Below are 17,643 nucleotides of genomic sequence, written 5' to 3'. Positions count from 1 at the left end.
TTTTCTCAAGTGAATTTCCTTCGCAAAAAGAGACATTTTCTCAAGTTATTGACAGTGAAATTTGTTCTCACAAACAAATATTTCCAATTTGCGTGGATTCAGAAGTCATCGCCGTAAACACAGCACCGTCCCCGGCCCAATTGTTTTGCCCGATACAGCGCCATATCGCTCTCACGCAGCACAGTATCAATCTCCGCCTCAGGGTCGCTGCTTTGTGCAATACCGATACTGGCAGACAGCTGTTTCAGCTGCTCTGAGGCGCGGAAGGCTCTGAGCATTTCCTCCTGCAGGGCAAGAGCCTTTTTCCGGAGGACGCTCGCCTGACAGGGGCCGAGGATCGTTATGAGGAATTCGTCTCCGCCCAGACGTGTAATAAAATCCTGAGGAAAACACTTTTCCATGAGTCGGGCAGTTAAAATAAGAGCTTCATCCCCGGCTTTATGCCCATAGGTATCGTTTACCTGTTTGAATCCGTCCATATCCACATAGATCATGCTGATCTCCTGATCCCCGCGGTTTTCTGCCATGTATTCGTAAAAGTACCGCCGATTATTTAATCCTGTCATAAAATCGGTATGGGCGTTGTGCAGGATCTGCTGTTCCATCATGCGTTCTCCGGTTACTTCCCTGCAAATGCAGAGCTCACCTACCAGATCAGAGAAAATATCATAGATAGGTTCCTTATGAATCTCCAGAATCCGCTCCTGCCCATCAACCTGTATGGCCGTCTCCATATAGCCATCCTTCTCCTGCTCCGTAATGTCTTTTAAAAGCTGTTCTTTCCATTGCTCAAAGTCCATACCTGCGATTTCCTCAGCCGGCATGCCGAAGTATTCGGTGAATTTATGGTTTGTATTGATGATGATTCCTTCGCTATTTTTGACCAGAATAGCAAAGGGCATACTTTGAAGCACAATCTCCAGCTCAGTGGCTACGTTCTCCAGGTCCGTCACATCGTGAGCGATTCCCACTGTGCCGAGAACCTGTCCGTCCTGACCGAAGACAGGCGATTTATAGGTTTTGAACTGACGGAGTCCGTTCTTGCTTTTCACTCTCTCATCGAACAGACAGGTTTCCTTTCTGCGCAGGACCTCTTCTTCTGTTTCCAGACACACATATTCGCCTTTCGCATAATCTTCCGGTTCCAGATCCCAGATGTAATAGTGGCCCCTGCCCTGTACATCTTCTTTCGTCTTTCCCACCGCCTCGCAGAAGGCGTCGTTGACTTTCAGATGAGCGCCTCTGATATCCTTGAACCAGACCAGGTCCGGTATGCTGTCTATTGTCGTGTCCAGATAATTCCGGGTGATCCACAGCTCTTTTTCGGTTTTTATCTGCTCCAGAATTCGCTGCGTGCGCGCAGTGGCAAACTCCCTTTCAAAAGGTCTGGCCCAAACTTCATCATACCTGTGTCCCAACGTTTCCTGCAGCTGCGCTATCTGGCCTGCGTTCCCGCAAAGGATCAGTCTCGCATCCTTTTTCAGCCAGCTTTGTATCTGCCGGGAATCAAATTCCTCCAGGTCGATAATCAGAATATCGCTGTCTTTTAGAATATCCCCGTCTGTCTGCGCCAATACCCTCACCCTGACGGAGAGTCCTTCGGGAACGATAAGCTTCTCCAAAGCCGACTCCCAAAACGTTTTTTCGTTTAATTCATTTAAAATATGAATGTTGAGCTGGCAGTGATACATCTTATTCCCTCCTCTGGTGCTGATTTGGGTATATTATACCACAGTCGCAAAAAATTTAATATAAAGAAAAGGCCGATATCCAATCTGCTTCAGATACCCGCCTTTTGTTCAATGCTTTTTATTTTTTAGCGATCAGTTGAAAGTCAGCACAGTTCCGGTCTTGCCCTCCAATGCCTCAACCGCTTTATCCAGAGAGGTTATGATCGCTTTCTTCTGAGGAAACGCTCTCACGAACTTCATAGCAGCCTCAACCTTCGGCAGCATACTTCCTGCGGCAAAATGGCCTTCTTCCATATACTGCGCTGCTTCTGCCAGAGAAATGTTTTCCAGATCCTGCTGATTGGGTTTGTTGAAGTTGATGGCAACTTTCTCTACCTCTGTCAGAATCATGAGCACATCCGCATCGACCTGTTCCGCCAGCAGCTCGGCAGCAAAGTCCTTGTCGATTACCGCCGCCGTTCCTTCCAGCGTTCCGTCCGGTCTTTCGATAACAGGAATGCCTCCTCCTCCGCAAGTGATTACGATGGCATGATCCCACAGCTGCTTTACCGCGTCAATCTCTACGATTTTCCTCGGCAGCGGAGAAGCCACTACTCTTCTGTAGCCTCTTCCGGCATCTTCCTTCATGATATAGCCCTTTTCCTCTTCCAGCGCTTTCGCTTCCGCTTCGGAATAGAAAGGCCCGATGGGCTTGGTGGGATTTTTAAAGGCCGGATCGATTTCTTCCACGATCATCTGGGTTGCCACTGTAACGACAGGAATGTTCCTGTTGGTTTTATTCAGGGCATATTTCAGGCACTGCTGAATATGGTAACCGATATAACCCTGGGACATGGCGCCGCATACGTCGAAGGGCATGGCCGGCGTAACATCCTTTGCCGCTTCGGAAGCCATAACGATTCTTCCTACCTGCGGCCCGTTTCCGTGCACAACCGCGATTTCGTAGCCCCGTTCGCTGATCTGGGCGATGTGTTCGCAGGTTCTGCGCACGACAGCCAGCTGCGCCTCGGCCGTAGCCTCTCCCTTTCCGGATTGCAGAGCATTTCCGCCCAGAGCAATTACAATTTTTTCCTTCATTCTCTTTTCTCCCCTAAAATCATTTTTAAATATGCTACAGATCATCCCTGTTTACCGGACAGCTCATGCATCTTGGGCCGCCTCTGCCTCTGGAAAGCTCCGAGCTTGGCATTGTGATAACAGTAATGCCCTTCTTTTCCAGCAGATCGTTGGTAACATAGTTTCTTTCGTAGGTGATAACCTTAGCAGGCGCGATGGCCAATGTGTTGGAGCCGTCGTTCCACTGTTCCCTCTGAGCTGCCATGGCATCGTCGCCTCCGCAGCGAATCAGTTCCACCGACGGAAGTTTCAGCTCGGAGCTGAGGATATGCTCCAGTTCTCCCTGGATGCTCTCAAAGTGAGCCTTTCCGTCAGAAGTAAGGGTAATCTCATAAATCTGCAGCGGGCCTTCGATCTCCGGATGAATGGTGAACTTGTCGTAATCCACCATGGTGAATACCGTGTCCAGATGCATGAATGCTCTGCTCTTTGGAATGTCAAACACCAGGATTTTCTTAAAGGACGATTCCTTGAGAATGTTTTCCGCGAAGCGTTCGATTCCGCCGGCTGTGGTTCTCTGGCTGAGTCCGATGGCTACAATGTCTTTGGACAGTACCAGCACGTCGCCGCCTTCGATGGAAAACTCCTGATTGTAGTCGTACCACAGATGGGTTCCTTTTGGCGCGAATTCTTCATTATACAGATACATATAGCGCAGCAGCAGGGCTTCCCTTCTCCTGGCCATTGTGCTCATATGGTGCACGTTGAGTCCGTCTCCCACACATGCGCCCGGGTCCCGTGTAAAATACAGGTTTGGCATTGGATCTGTGTAATACGGGTAACCGGAAGCGATGTAGCTGGCCAGCGACCCCTTGTTCTTTACTTCTACTTCGCTCTTTTTAATTCCTGCGATAGCTGTCTCCACCAGCTTCTTGGAAGGCATCCCCAGCAGATATTCTCTTACTGTTTCCTGCGCCTCCTGTGAATAGATCCCGCTGTCGGCGATGAAATCGTCAACGAAGTTTTCACGGATCTCATCCGTCTTTAATGCCTTTGCCGTCTCATCCACATAGTAGATGACTTCCACGTCGTTTTCACGAAGGAGCTCGGCAAAGCGGTCGTGCTCCTGCTGGGCGATTTTCAGATATGGAATATCGTCAAACAGCAGGCGCTCAAAATTGTCAGGTACCAGGCCTTCGATCTCTCCGCCCAGTCTGTGAAGCAATACTTTGTTTAGTTTACCTATTTCAGAGTAATTGTTAATTCCGGGTTTCATAAACACCCTCCTCTCATTTTCCTCTTACTAGTCTAACCAATTGTCGCTACAATAACAGCTTTAATTGTATGCATTCTGTTTTCTGCTTCATCAAATACCTTGGAGTGCTTGCTTCTGAACACTTCGTCTGTGACTTCACGGATGTCGTATCCCGCTTCCTTCTGTGTCTTGGCCATGGTAGTCTCAAAATCGTGGAAGGATGGCAGGCAGTGGAGGAATACCACATCAGGGTTTTCGGTAGCCTTAATCATATCCATGTCGATTCTGTACGGTGTGAGCAGTTTCACTCTTTCCGGAATCTCAGCCTCTTCACCCATGGATGCCCATACGTCGGCGTACAGTACGTCCGCACCTTTGAGGGACGCCGGATCGCTGGAAATTTCGATGGTCGCGCCGGTCTCTTTGGCAACTTCCTGAACCTTTGCGATTACGTCCTGATTCAATTCTTTTTTCAGTTCTTCCGGTCCGTAGGCCACATAGTGCATACCCATTTTAGCGCAGCCATACATCCATGCATAACTCATGTTGTTTCGGATATCTCCGCTGAATACAACTTTTACGCGGTTTAATGGTTTTGCCACATGTTCTTCAATGGTCATCATGTCGGCCAGAATCTGAGTCGGATGGTCAACATCGGTCAGGCCGTTCCATACCGGCACGCCGGCATGCTTTGCCAGATCTTCCACGACTTCCTGTTTATATCCTCTGTATTCGATTCCATCGTAAAATCTTCCCAGAACCTTTGCCGTATCTTCCAGGGATTCTTTCTTGCCCATCTGGGAGCTGCCGGAATCCAGGAACGTTACGCCGGCGCCTTCATCCATACAGGCTACTTCGAATGCGCATCTTGTTCTTGTGGATGTCTTTTCAAACAGCAGAACAACGTTCTTACCTTTCAGCACCTCGTTTTTGATGCCGGCTCTTTTTTTGGCCTTCAGGTCGTGGGCCAGATCCAGCATGTATCGGATCTCTTCCGGAGTGAAATCCATCAGTGTTAAAAAACTTCTTCCTTTTAAATTTACTGCCATTTGTCTATTCTCCTTTTCATTCATTTAATTATTTACATTTACGAAATTATTTTGCCTGTCTTTAACAAAATAATACTATATTTATCCTTAAATAAAAAGTACCAGCACTTTCTTTTGTGAGTGTGCCAGCACTTTGATTTAGGGCTCTGGAGGCTGGAAACCGCTATTTTTCTGAATCTTCTGCATGGACTCTGTTAAAATTTTCATCCCTTTTTTTATCTGCTCTTCCGTAGGGTAGGAATAGTTGAGCCTTATGTAGTTGGCATCCGGATCGTTTCCCGGGAAAAAGATGGCGCCTGGAATAAAGGAAACGCCCCGCCGCTCCGTCTCCTCTGTCAGCCGGGCCACATCCATATCCGCAGGCAGCTTGACCCACAGATAGACGCCGCCCCTGGGCTTTTGGTAGGTGAGCGGGATCTGTTCCTTTATCTTGTCGAGGCAGTCGCACATCAGGTCCCGTTTGCGCCTGTAGTTCTTCCGAAAATCTTCCAGCTTTTTTAAAAAGGTTCCGTCCTTTAAGTATTGACAGGCCAGATGCTGCGGTGTCCAGTCCAGAGTCACCAGCCGGACCGATACCAGGTTGCTGAGACTTTTAACGACTTCCTTTGGCGCGATCATAAAGGATACGCCTACGCCGGGGACCAGGGTCAGGGAAAAGGAATACATATAGATCACATTTTCTCCGGGATCCATGGATTTGAGCGAAGGCATTTTATTTCCTTCAAAATAAAGTTCCGAGGCTTCGTCCTCTTCCACAATGGGAATTCGGTATTGATAGGACAGATCCAGCAGCTTTTTGCGGCGTTCCATGGAAAGCACGATTCCCGTAGGATTGTGATAGCTGCAGTTGACGTAGATAAATTTGGGCCGGTGCTGCTCTATGAGCGGCCCCAGATGATCGCAGACCATTCCTTCTTCGTCCATAGGGACGGGAATGATCTCGCCGCCGGCCAGCTCGATGGCCCTGTACACATCGGGGGACGTGCTTTCCTCCGTGAAAATCTTATCGCCCGGAGATAAAAGAAGCGTTACCAGAAAGTCCAGAGCCTGATTATTCTCCGAAAAAATCTGGATCTGCCCCGGGCTGGTGAGAACCCCCTTGGTCCGCATAAACGCGGCAATCTCTCTGCGCAGCTCCAAATCTCCCTGGTAGGGCGTATAAAAATAGGAAGGGCGGTTTCCGGCAGCCATGATCTTTGCCAGACAGTCAGCCACTTCATCCTGACCGTAAACCTCTCCCGCCGCCATTCCAGCGGCAAAGGAAATCTTGCTCCCGGTCTGCGCTTTAATGAACAGATCGTCAAAAGCGCTTTCCAGCTCCATGTATTCCGCCTTGATCTGGCTGGCCCAGTTGACCGCCTTTTTCGTTTTCCTGTCCTCTTCCGCCCGGTACTGCACCCGGTAGCCCACACCCTGATAGGATGTAATCAGGCCGTCGGCTTTCAGTTCCGTATATGCCCGTACCACCGTGTTTCGATGAACGCCCAGACTCTTAGCCAGCGCCCGTTCCGAAGGCAGCGCGTATCCGGGCGCCAGCTCTCCGCTTACGATTCTTTTTTTAATTTGCGAAACGATCTGCAGATAGACCGGGGTCTTGAGCTTTTTATCGACTGCCAGCTTCATCTTTCTTTTCCTTTTTTCCGTGGAACTGGTAGTAGCATACCTCCAGCCTTCCATTGTACAGCTTTCGCCTGCGGTCCGCCGGGCGGCCCATGATCTTTTCCTCAGCTTCCTTATCGGTCGTAATCAGAAACAGCGACCAGCCGGGATTTTTCTTCATATAAAAGCTGAGACTTTTGTAGATCCGCTCAATGGCTTTTTTGTCTCCGATCCGTTCGCCGTAGGGAGGATTGGTAATAATGATGCCGTCCCTCACCTCTCCCGGGCGCAGCTTGGAAAGGTCCATGATGTGAAAATCAATGCAGTCGTCCACACCGGCTTCAATGGCATTTTCCCTGGCAGCCTCTACAGCCCCCTTGTCGATATCCGACCCCTGTATCCGAATCTCCGCGTCATAATCGATTTCTTTAAAAGCTGCCTGCCGCTCTTCTTTCCAGAGGGATTTTGGGATCAGTTCCCATTCCTCGCTGGCGAATTCCCGGCCAAGTCCGGGCGCGATGTTCCTGCCGATCATAGCGGCTTCGATGGGAATCGTGCCCGATCCGCAGCAGGGATCCGCAAGCAGCCGTCCTGCCTTCCAAAAGGACAGCTGTACCATAGCGGCGGCCAGCGTCTCTTTGATGGGCGCGGCTACGTCCGCTACCCGGTATCCCCGCTTATGTAGTCCCGCCCCGCTGGTGTCCGCCGTAACGGTAACCCGGTCTTTGAGCAGGGTGACTTTTATGGTATATTCGGCTCCCGTCTCTTCAAAGCGGGTGATGCCGTAGATCTCCGCCAGCCTTTCCACAATGGCTTTTTTGGTTATGCTCTGGCAGCTGGGTACGCTGTGGAGCTTTGATTTTACCGAACTGCCTGTAACGGTAAACTTCCCGTCCGGCGGGATCAGCTCCTCCCAGCTGATCCCTTTTATCTGCTGAAACAGCTCTTCAAAGGTCAGAGCTGTAAATTCGCCCAGCTTTAAAAGGACCCTGTCCGCGCTGCGGAGCCAGAGATTGCTTTTGACAATGGCCCTTTCGTCTCCCATATAGGTTACTTTCCCGTCCTCAGTCTTTAGGACTTTGTAGCCCAGATCCTGTATTTCTCTTTTTACTACGGCTTCCAGCCCAAAGGTGGCTGTCGCAATCAATTCCAGCTTCAAATATAGGTCTCCCTTCTGTTCAATTGGCTTCTTCTTATAACATCCATATTATCCAAGGCCTCTCCCGTGCCAATGGCTACGCAGGACTTGGCGTCCTCCGCGATGCGCACCCTGATGCCGGTCCGCTCTTCAATCCTTTTATCAATGCCCCACAGGTAGGCGCCTCCTCCTGTGAGAACGATGCCTGAATTGCTGATATCGGCCGCCAGCTCCGGCGGGGTCTTTTCCAGAACGTTGTGTACGGATTCACAGATAACGGAAAGCGGCTCGTCCAGAGCTTCCAGCATTTCTTCCGATGTGACGCGGATGGTCTTGGGCAGGCCGGTGACCAGATCGCGCCCTTTACATTCGATGGAAACGCTCTCCTCTCTGGGATAAGCGGTCCCGATTTTGACTTTCAGTTCTTCGGCAGTTCTCTCCCCTATATAAAGGTTATGATTTTTCCGCAGATATTTGATGATCGCGTCATCAAACCGGTCGCCGGCCACCTTTTCGGAAATGCTGGTGACAATTCCGCCCATGGAGATTACGGCAATATCCGTCGTCCCTCCGCCAATGTCGATAATCATGATCCCGTCCGGTTTGGAAATATCCAGTCCCGCTCCGATAGCCGCGGCCACCGGCTCTTCCATGAGGAATACGGATTTGCCTCCCGCTTGGGTTGCTGCCTCACGAACTGCTCGCTTTTCCACTTCCGTCACTCCGCTGGGAACGCATACCATCAGTCTGGGGCGGAAAAATTTGCTGCTGCCGCAGGCCTTGCGTATGAAATATTTGAGCATCCGCTCCGTCACGTCATAGTCGGAGATAACCCCGTCCTTCAGCGGCCGAACCGCCACGATACTGGCCGGAGTTCTGCCCAGCATCTCCCTGGCCTCTTCACCGACAGCCAGTATTTCGTTGGTATCTTTGCTGATGGCCACCACGGACGGTTCGTTTAAAACGATCCCCTGGCCCTTGATGTACACTAACACATTGGCCGTACCCAGGTCAATGCCTACTTCCTCTGAAAATCCCAAAATTTACTACCTCCTTTATTCTAGCAGTTTGAACTTAGTTTTGCCAGAAGATGAGGAAAATATTGATAAATATCGTAAAACATTGCTTTTCCGTATAACAAAAAAGCCGCCGCATCGTAGTTGTTGACGCGGCAAGCTTTTTCTGCTTTTATCTTATCTAATTTTCACTTTCTTTACGCTGCTGTACGCACCGTAAACTTTTTTGCTGCCTATTTTTTTGTATGCTCTTACCTTTACATAGTAAGTTTTCCTTGACTTAAGTCTTTTAATAACCTTTTTATTGGTCTTATTTTTGCTGATAGTCACATTCTTCTTTGCTTTCTTAAATGATTTGTTTCGAGCATAAGTCAGCTGATATCCGCTGGACTTCGTATCCTTCTTCCAGGAAACCGTCATTTTTCTCTTTCCGGTTTTAACTTTCAGGGAAGCAACTTTTTTCGGTTGAACAGTAACGGTGATTTTTGCGGATTTTCCGTTTGCCGCAGTCGCAGTAACCGTTGTTCTTCCTGGTTTTTTTGCAGTTATTTTACCATTAGAAACAGTTGCTATCGAACGGTTGCTGCTGGTCCATGACACCGCTTTGTTTGTAGCGTTGGCCGGAAGAACGGCCGCAGTTACAGTTACGGATTTACCTGCTGCTACAGAAACGGAGCTTTTACTCAGCGTGATTCCTGTTGGAAGAACTATCGGCTTTGCTTTTACCGTTACGGTACACACCGCTTCTTTTCCATTGGTTGTTTTTGCAGTAATAACTGCCTTGCCTGGTTTCACTCCTGTTACTTTACCATCTTTTACAGCCGCGATTTTATCGTCGGAAGATGTCCATGACACCGTTTTATCTGTAGTGTATTCAGGTCCTACCACAGCATTCAGCTGTTGAGAAGCTCCTTCTACCAATTCCATGGTTTCCTTGTCCAAGGTTATTTTTTCTGCCGCATAAGGAGGAACATCCTTGTAAACAGCTACTCCATTTTTTGTATTGATGCTGCTGAACCACAGCTGTCTGTGTTGTGATGCGTTATCATGGTTGGAACCAGCTTTATCCAGATCTGACATTTTAGCTTTTTTCGTCTCGCCAACCAGTTTTCCTCTATGCTCTACCTGAAGCTGTTCATATACCGCACCAAAGAGATCTCTGTCAAAAACAATACGGAACGTGTAAACGTCTTTCTTATCCAGCTTGATATCAGTTCCCAGAATATTAACGACATCGCCGTCTTTTTGCAGACAGTATGTCATTTCCGTTCTGTAATCGCCCGCATTATCGTTCAGTGCGCAGGATAATGCAAATTTCACATTATTATCGACATAGCTTTCTTCATCCGCCGGATCGATCATAACATTGATCTCCTGTACCATTGGACCATCCGCAAGCTGCTGGTTTCCTTTTTTCGAATAAGGGCCCATTGCATAACCGTCCCCATTTAATTCGCCACCCTTTAATATAAAGGCTGTACCATCGTCGGCTGTTTTGCTGACTGCGCCGTAACCACCGGCTGTAATCCAGTCCTTAGCTACATATTTATGAGGCTTTTGCAGTTCCTTATCCTTCGGCAGCTCTGTAAACACTTTTACGCCATCCGCCACACTGATGTTATAGAACCACATAGAACGGTTGCTTACTTTCGCCGCATCTTTATCATTGCTCAGATCTCCATCTTTTAGCGCTACTTTTTTTGTAGTGGCCAGCACCTTGCCGTTGTCCAGCAGGGACTGCTCCCCATATATAACGCCGCCTTCACCCTGTTCTTCCATACTGAATTCCCAACGGATAGTATAAACCGCGTCTTCTTTAATCGTGTACAGATTGCTCTGATCATAGGCGGAATATACGATATTTCCATCTCCACCCGGTCGAAAATCGGAAGTCATCTCTGTCAGATATTCATCTTCCCCGGGTTTATTTAGGGATGCCGTCACCCCAAAGGAGCCTCCATCAAGCGCCTTCGGACCAATAAGAACGTTGATCTCTCTTACAATACTGCCCTTTTCCAAAGTAACTTTCTGCTCATCCTCCGGTTTGGCATATGGTCCATTATAGCCGTTGTTATCTGCCGAATAGGCCCCCTGGGTCAAAATAGTGACATTGGGATCTGCGCTCTGTACGGCCGTTCCATAAGTATCCGTATTGGTCTGATCCCAGTCAGATACAACCCATTTGTGCGGTCCTTTTGCTGCGTCACTGTTTTCATCTGCCGCAAAAGCCATACCCGGCGCGACAGAAAACAGCATTACCGCAGAAAGAACACCTGCGAGAAGTTTTCTAAAAAAAGTTCTTTTCATAAGTATCTTCCTTTCATAAATAGTACAATAAGATATAAGCAATTCACATTTATGATACCCCCCCCCCGCATACATTTGTCAATGTTTTTAGCGATTTAGTGCAAATAATCCTTCAATTTTCTTATTAAACTCAAAGCCTCTGCCGTTATACGGATTATTCGAAAATTTTTTCCCCTTTCACCGGCAATTAATTACCGACAGGTATTTTTTTGCCGCATCCTGTCCGGCATCAATTTCACCATCTAAGCAGCCATTAATTTTTTCTTAAGCACACAAACGTTAAAATTTCAGCGTTTTAAATCTAGCGTTTGTTTTTTTCTGTATTATTATGAAAATTTGGCACGGTTTTTGTTTGTTTATATAAGCGGATCCAATTAAGTCGGCAAATCAAACAATCATAATATGTTACATAAGGAGGATCTCGTAATGAGTTCAGGAAATCAGACTTTGGAAAAGTCTTTTAAATCAAGAGATGTTCTCGCCATGGCTTTCGGCACGATGATCGGATGGGGCTGGATTATGCTCTCCGGTCAGTGGGCGGCTTCGGCAGGAATGGTTGGTGCTATCAGCGCATACATGGTAGGAGCGGTGCTCTGCATATTCGTAGGACTCGTATATGCGGAGCTGACTCCTGCGATCCCTTTTACCGGGGGAAGTGTAGTGTTTTCATATAAAGCAATGGGCTATTGGCCGGCAGTATTCGCCGGACTTGCGACAGCCTTTGCCTATTTAGGTGTTGCGGCCTGGGAAGGCCCTGCGTTTACCACGGCGCTCAATTACATAGTGCCCATACCAGAACTTGGGCGTTTGTGGACAATTCAGGGTTCGGATGTCTATCTATCCGTTGCGCTCATATCGGTTATTGCCTCTGTGATAATTACCATTGTTAATTATCGGGGCGCAAAGCAGGCCGCTGTTTTTCAGACGATTGCGACCGTAGGTCTTGTTGCCGTAGGAATTCTTTTCCTCTCCGGCGGCGTGGCTTTCGGCGATATCGAGTATACAAAACCCCTTTTCACATCTTTTAACGGATTTACAGTGGTATTGCTCATGGTTCCTGCCATGTTCGTAGGCTTTGACGTCATCCCTCAGTCTGCCAGCGAGATGGATGTTCCTCTGAAAAAGATTCCGAGGATCCTGATTATTTCCATCTGCATGGCGGCGGCATGGTATATGCTGATGATCTTTGCCACTTGTATTTCCGCACCGGGCAGCGTGCGCACCGGCGGCGTGATCCCGGTAGCGGACGCTATGGCCTTTGCTTTCGGCAACCCGATCTGGGGCAAGGTATGTATCATCGGCGCCATGTGCGGTATTCTGACCAGCTGGAACGGCTTTTTGTACGGTGGAGCCCGCGTACTGTATTCGCTGGCCAATGCCAAGATGCTGCCGGGCTTCCTGGCTAAGATACATCCCAAATATCATACGCCCAGCAATGCGGTATTGTTCTGCGGCGGTCTGTCCACCTTTTCCTGCCTGCTGGGAGCGGGAGCTCTGACCTGGTTTGTAAACGCCAGCTCCTTTGGCGTAGTAATCATTTATCTGATGGTATCTCTGTCCTTTATCGTTCTCCGGGTAAAACAGCCGGAAATGCACCGCCCGTATAAAGTAAAATACGCTAAGCTGGTGGGAACGATGGCAGTGGGCGTAGCGCTGTTCTTCGCGTATCTCTATCTGCCCATGGGACCGAGCCCTCTGGTTCCCATCGAATGGGCGCTGGTCTGCGGCTGGTTCGCGCTGGGACTGATTCTGGCAATCTACGCCAAGGCCAAAAACAGCAAGGTTTCTGAGCTGGAAAGACAGAGCCTGCTGTTCCGTACAGAGGATGAAACGGCATAGAAAATCTCGATCTCCGATTCACTGATATAATGGTAATTTGTGTGACAAAACACCCTGCGTTTTTTCAATCGCAGGGTGTTTTGCTGCTTTGCGAAATAAATTAAGCATAACCCCTCTCTTTTCCACATATATTGTGATAACAAAATGGTTAATTTTAGCTGTTTAAATAATATAAGAGGTGGTGAACTGTCTTAACATGAAGGATTACATAGAAGAGAGGGTACTGGAGCTGGCCGATTACATAATCGAAACGGGTGCAACAGTCAGAGCAACAGCAAAAAAATTTCGCGTCTCCAAATCTACAGTACACAAGGACATCACTGAACGGCTCCTTGAGATAAATCCCGGACTGGCCGCGCAGGTCAAGGCGGTTTTAGATAACAACAAGGCTGAAAGGCACATTCGTGGTGGAATGGCAACAAAGGAAAAGTACCAGCATCACGAAGAGCAGTAATTTATGAAAAAGCAAAAAGCACCACCGCTATCTGCGGCGATGCTTTTTTGCGGTCCGGCCGTTCCGTGGGGTCCGGCCTCTCTTATCCTGCTATTTCTGCTCCAGTATCTCCATAAACTCTTCCCCAGTAATGGTTTCATGCTCATAGAGGTATTCTGCGATTTCGTCCAGCTTAGCCCGGTTTTCTTCCAAAATAGCACGGGCTTTATCATACTGTTCCTTTACCAAAGCGATCACCTGCCGGTCCACCCGGGTCTGAGTATCGGCCGAGCAGGCCAGCGTCGCATCTCCGCCCAGATACTGATTGCTCACCGTTTCCAGCGCCACCATGCCAAAATCTTCGCTCATTCCGTATCTTGAAATCATAGCTCTCGCCAGTTTGGTGGCTTGCTCAATATCGTTGGCAGCGCCAGTGGTAATGGAGCCAAAGATCAGTTCCTCAGCCGCACGGCCGCCGGTAAAGGTCGCGATCTTGTTTGCCAGCTCTTCCTTAGACATGAGAAAGCGCTCCTGTTCGTCCACCTGCATGGTATATCCCAGCGCTCCGGAGGTTCGCGGAATAATGGTTATCTTATGAACCGGCGCCGAATGATTCTGCATGGCCGCCACCAGGGCATGGCCCACTTCATGATAAGCAACAATCTTTTTTTCCTCGTTGGACAGCACTCTGCTCTTTTTCTGATAGCCGGCGATGACCACTTCAATGCTCTCCTCCAGGTCTTCCTGGCTGGCTGTATCCCGTCCATTGCGCACTGCCCGCAGGGCCGCTTCATTGACTACGTTGGCCAGCTCCGCGCCGGAAGCTCCTGCCGCCGCCTTGGCGATCTCGTGGAAATCCACATCGTCCGCCACGCTGATTTTTTTCGCATGTACCTTGAGAATATCTTCCCTTCCCTGCAGGTCAGGCAGCTCCACAGGAATTCGGCGGTCGAATCTGCCCGGCCTGAGAAGAGCCGGGTCCAGAGAATCCGGACGGTTGGTCGCCGCCAGGATTACCACACCTTTGGAACCGTCGAAGCCGTCCATTTCCGTAAGGAGCTGGTTGAGGGTCTGTTCCCGCTCATCGTTGGTGGACAGCTGCCCATCTCGCTTCTTTCCAATGGTATCGATCTCATCGATAAAAACGATGCAGGGCGCTTTTTCCGCTGCCTGTTTAAAGAGATCCCTCACCTTGGCCGCTCCCATACCGACAAACATTTCCACAAATTCCGATCCGGATATGGAGAAGAACGGAACCTCCGCTTCCCCTGCCACAGCTTTTGCCAGCAGCGTCTTTCCTGTTCCCGGAGGTCCCACCAGCAGAGCGCCCTTGGGCATCTGGGCTCCGATCTGCTGATACCTCTGAGGATTGTGCAGATAGTCTACGATCTCACTGAGCAGTTCTTTTGCTTCGTCTTCACCTGCCACATCGGAAAATTTAATGCCGCTGGATGACTTTACATAAACCTTAGCGTTGCTTTTGCCAAAGGACATGGCTCCCGGTCCGCCCATCATGCCGCCCATCTTTTTGCTGAGAAACCTTCCCATGACGCCGAAAATTAGAATCGGAACGATACATAAGAGCAGGATCTGCATCAGCGGAGAGGTCTGTTTGACCACTTTCTGAGAGAATGCCGCGCCCGACTGATAAAGCCGGTCCACCAGGTTCTCATCGTCTACCCTGCCTGTTTTATAGACGACGTCCTTGTCGTCGCTGTCATCGCTTTCTTTCAGCGTATAATAAATCTCATTCTGTTCGATCGTTACTTCCTGTACCTGTTTTTTGTTAATGCTGGTCATAAAATCGTTATAGCTGGTACTCTTTATATTGTTGCTTCCCAGCAGCGGAGCCAGAAACGCATTCAGCAAAATGATAATAACCAACGCACCCAAATAGTAATAAATCATCGGTTTTTTGTTCGGTTTTTCTTCTTTCACGATAAATCCCCCTTTTTTTAATTTATAGTATCTCAACAATTGATTTTTGTCAACCATTGACTTTGGTCAATTTTAATTTTATAATAAGTATGAACGGAGGTATTTATATGGAACCATTAAAAAAACCGCCTTGTTTTATTCTGACTGAAATTTTTTCAGTTTGTCAGAAACTGGTGATGAGCGCAGTGGATATCAAAGAACTGGATCTGACTAAAAATCAGATTTGCGTGCTTTTCGCGCTGATGCATCACCCTTATTTAAGTATGAGCAGGCTCGCCGATTATATTCCTTCTTCTAAGGAACAGGCGACCCGCGCAGTGGCGCCGCTGGCGCAGGCCCACTATGTGGAACGCTTTCAGGATGAAAAGAACCGCAAGCTGGTCCTGATCCGTCTTACGGAAAAAGGGCGGGACTTCATTTTTCAAACGCTGGACAGTGTGGATGAAAAGCTGTGTGAAAAAGCAGCCGCGCTTTCTGAGGAAGATATAAAAAGATTCCAGGAGGCGCTGGACACGACTCTTGAAATCTTAAAAAAACTGGATCAGTAAAACAAACTTCTATTTTTCCAAAGCAGCCCGGATGAATTCGCGAAACAGCGGATGGGCTTTATTAGGTCTGCTCTTAAATTCCGGATGGTACTGGACGGCTACGAAATATTTGTTTTCCGGGATCTCCACAGCTTCCGCCAGCCTGCCGTCCGGGGAGGCCCCGGTTATCTTCATACCGGCCTCTTCAAACCGCTGTCTGTACCGACTGTTGAACTCATATCTGTGCCTGTGCCGCTCTGTGATCTCTCCGGTGCCGTAGGCCCTTTCCAGTATGGTGCCTGCCTGGATCACGCATGGATACGCGCCCAGACGCATGGTGCCGCCCTTTGGGATGTCTCCCGACTGGTCAGGCATGAAATCGATTACCTTATCCTTTGTCTCGCTGTTGAATTCTCCGGAATCGGCGTCCTCGATGCCCAGCACGTTTCTGGCAAATTCAATGACCGCAGTCTGCATTCCCAGACAGATTCCGAAGTAGGGCACATCCTTTTCTCTGGCGAACCGGGCTGCGGCGATCTTGCCTTCGATTCCCCTGTCTCCAAAGCCTCCGGGCACCAGAATCCCCTGTACGTCGCCCAGGAGCTCCGGAGCGCTTTTATCCGTCACCTCTTCCGCTTCCACCCACTTGATATCCACACAGCACTGATTTTCGTAACCGCCGTGGTGCAGCGCCTCCGCAACGGACAGGTAGGCGTCATGAAGCTTTACGTATTTTCCTACAATGGCAATTTCCACCTTCCGGTCCCGGTTTTTAATCCTTCTCACCATTTCGGCCCACCGGCTCATCTCGCACGGACCGGCATTGATTCCCAGCTCTCTGCACACAATCCAGGAAAACCCCTTCTCCTCCAACATCAGCGGCGCTTCGTACAAAACAGGAAGGGTTATGTTTTCGATCACGCAGTCGGGCTTTACATTGCAGAAAAGGGAAATCTTTTCTGCAATGCTTTCATCGATGGGTTCGTCCGCCCGCATTACGATCATGTCCGGCGAAATGCCCATGCCCTGCAGCTCCTTTACTGAGTGCTGGGTCGGCTTGGATTTGTGCTCACCGGAGCTTTTCAGATACGGCACCCATGTCACATGAATGAAGAGGCAGTTTTCCTTCCCCTGTTCCAGGGAAACCTGGCGGATCGCTTCCAAAAACGGCTGGCTCTCGATATCCCCCGCAGTCCCTCCGATCTCTGTGATAATGACCTCCGCGTTGCCGGTCTTTCCCACCTGATAAATAAATTCCTTGATTTCATTGGTTATATGAGGAATCACCTGCACGGTGCTCCCCAGATATTCCCCCTGCCGCTCTTTATTGAGGACGTTCCAGTAAACCTTTCCCGTCGTCAGGTTGGAATATTTATTCAGGTCCTCATCAATAAAACGTTCATAATGGCCCAGATCCAGATCTGTCTCCGCTCCGTCTTCCGTCACATATACCTCGCCGTGCTGATATGGGCTCATGGTGCCCGGGTCCACGTTGATGTACGGGTCCAGCTTCTGCGCCGCCACCTTTAGCCCCCTGGCTTTCAGCAGCCTTCCCAGTGAAGCTGCCGTGATTCCCTTTCCCAGTCCCGATACAACTCCGCCTGTTACAAAAATGTACTTCTTCATCCGTCCACTTCCTTTCATTCATCTCTCAATCCAGCAAAAAAGCGTCCCTAAAACAAAAAAAATAAGGTGCCGCGGCAATTTTGAGTGAGAAGGGTAACCAAGACCCCGTTATGCCGTCTTTCCTTATTTTTTCCTATTTTCGTGCACTTATTTCAATAATATTACTGAA

General features: G+C 49.0%; 13 protein-coding genes. 3 read left to right on the top strand and 10 right to left on the bottom strand.

What is annotated here, in order from left to right:
* Positions 1-98 precede the first annotated feature (98 nt).
* The 8 genes from NE619_RS15465 to NE619_RS15430 all read right to left on the bottom strand — a co-directional run bounded on the left by NE619_RS15465 (position 99) and on the right by NE619_RS15430 (position 11,111).
* Positions 99-1,691, bottom strand: coding sequence for a sensor domain-containing diguanylate cyclase (locus NE619_RS15465; RefSeq protein WP_256133361.1), 1,593 nt, complete (start codon positions 1,689-1,691; stop codon positions 99-101).
* Between the two features lie 132 nt (positions 1,692-1,823).
* On the bottom strand, positions 1,824-2,768 hold the full coding sequence (gene arcC, locus NE619_RS15460; RefSeq protein ID WP_256133360.1) for a carbamate kinase: 945 nt from the start codon (positions 2,766-2,768) through the stop codon (positions 1,824-1,826).
* A gap of 34 nt (positions 2,769-2,802) precedes the next feature.
* Positions 2,803-4,023: an arginine deiminase gene (arcA, locus tag NE619_RS15455; RefSeq protein WP_256133359.1), complete on the bottom strand. Its 1,221-nt coding sequence runs from the start codon at positions 4,021-4,023 to the stop codon at positions 2,803-2,805.
* A gap of 32 nt (positions 4,024-4,055) precedes the next feature.
* Positions 4,056-5,051, bottom strand: coding sequence for an ornithine carbamoyltransferase (gene argF / locus NE619_RS15450; protein WP_256133358.1), 996 nt, complete (start codon positions 5,049-5,051; stop codon positions 4,056-4,058).
* A gap of 138 nt (positions 5,052-5,189) precedes the next feature.
* The gene (locus tag NE619_RS15445; RefSeq protein ID WP_256133357.1) at positions 5,190-6,674 is read right to left on the bottom strand and encodes a PLP-dependent aminotransferase family protein; all 1,485 of its coding nucleotides are present in this window, start codon (positions 6,672-6,674) and stop codon (positions 5,190-5,192) included.
* Positions 6,655-7,809, bottom strand: coding sequence for a THUMP domain-containing class I SAM-dependent RNA methyltransferase (locus NE619_RS15440; RefSeq protein WP_256133356.1), 1,155 nt, complete (start codon positions 7,807-7,809; stop codon positions 6,655-6,657). The genes NE619_RS15445 and NE619_RS15440 overlap by 20 nt, the downstream gene beginning before the upstream one ends.
* Positions 7,806-8,828, bottom strand: coding sequence for a rod shape-determining protein MreB (gene mreB, locus NE619_RS15435; RefSeq protein ID WP_305146656.1), 1,023 nt, complete (start codon positions 8,826-8,828; stop codon positions 7,806-7,808). Before mreB ends, NE619_RS15440 begins: the two co-directional genes overlap by 4 nt.
* Before the next feature lie 153 nt (positions 8,829-8,981).
* Positions 8,982-11,111: an Ig-like domain-containing protein gene (locus tag NE619_RS15430; protein WP_256133355.1), complete on the bottom strand. Its 2,130-nt coding sequence runs from the start codon at positions 11,109-11,111 to the stop codon at positions 8,982-8,984.
* Positions 11,112-11,537: 426 nt separating this feature from the next.
* On the opposite strand from NE619_RS15430, the gene NE619_RS15425 reads away from it, so the two are divergent.
* Both NE619_RS15425 and spoIIID read left to right on the top strand, forming a co-directional pair.
* Entirely contained in the window at positions 11,538-12,950 is a 1,413-nt protein-coding gene (locus NE619_RS15425) for an APC family permease (protein WP_256133354.1), read from the top strand.
* Positions 12,951-13,146: 196 nt separating this feature from the next.
* Entirely contained in the window at positions 13,147-13,404 is a 258-nt protein-coding gene (gene spoIIID / locus NE619_RS15420; protein ID WP_256133353.1) for a sporulation transcriptional regulator SpoIIID, read from the top strand.
* A 90-nt stretch (positions 13,405-13,494) separates the two neighbouring features.
* On the opposite strand, the gene ftsH is transcribed toward spoIIID, so the two are convergent.
* Positions 13,495-15,321 carry an ATP-dependent zinc metalloprotease FtsH gene (gene ftsH, locus NE619_RS15415; protein WP_256133352.1) on the bottom strand — a complete coding sequence of 609 codons (1,827 nt, stop codon included), beginning with the start codon at positions 15,319-15,321 and terminating at the stop codon, positions 13,495-13,497.
* Positions 15,322-15,428: 107 nt separating this feature from the next.
* On the opposite strand from ftsH, the gene NE619_RS15410 reads away from it, so the two are divergent.
* Entirely contained in the window at positions 15,429-15,869 is a 441-nt protein-coding gene (locus tag NE619_RS15410) for a MarR family winged helix-turn-helix transcriptional regulator (RefSeq protein WP_256133351.1), read from the top strand.
* Between the two features lie 9 nt (positions 15,870-15,878).
* Here the strand turns inward: NE619_RS15410 and NE619_RS15405 are convergent, their stop codons facing one another.
* On the bottom strand, positions 15,879-17,474 hold the full coding sequence (locus NE619_RS15405; RefSeq protein ID WP_256133350.1) for a CTP synthase: 1,596 nt from the start codon (positions 17,472-17,474) through the stop codon (positions 15,879-15,881).
* Positions 17,475-17,643: the final 169 nt, after the last annotated feature.

It is taken from the genome of Anaerovorax odorimutans, from assembly GCF_024459955.1.
GTDB classification, from domain to species: domain Bacteria; phylum Bacillota; class Clostridia; order Peptostreptococcales; family Anaerovoracaceae; genus Hominibacterium; species Hominibacterium odorimutans_A.
The sequence above is the reverse complement of the archived record's forward strand: the minus strand, read 5'-3'. Positions and strand labels throughout refer to the sequence as shown.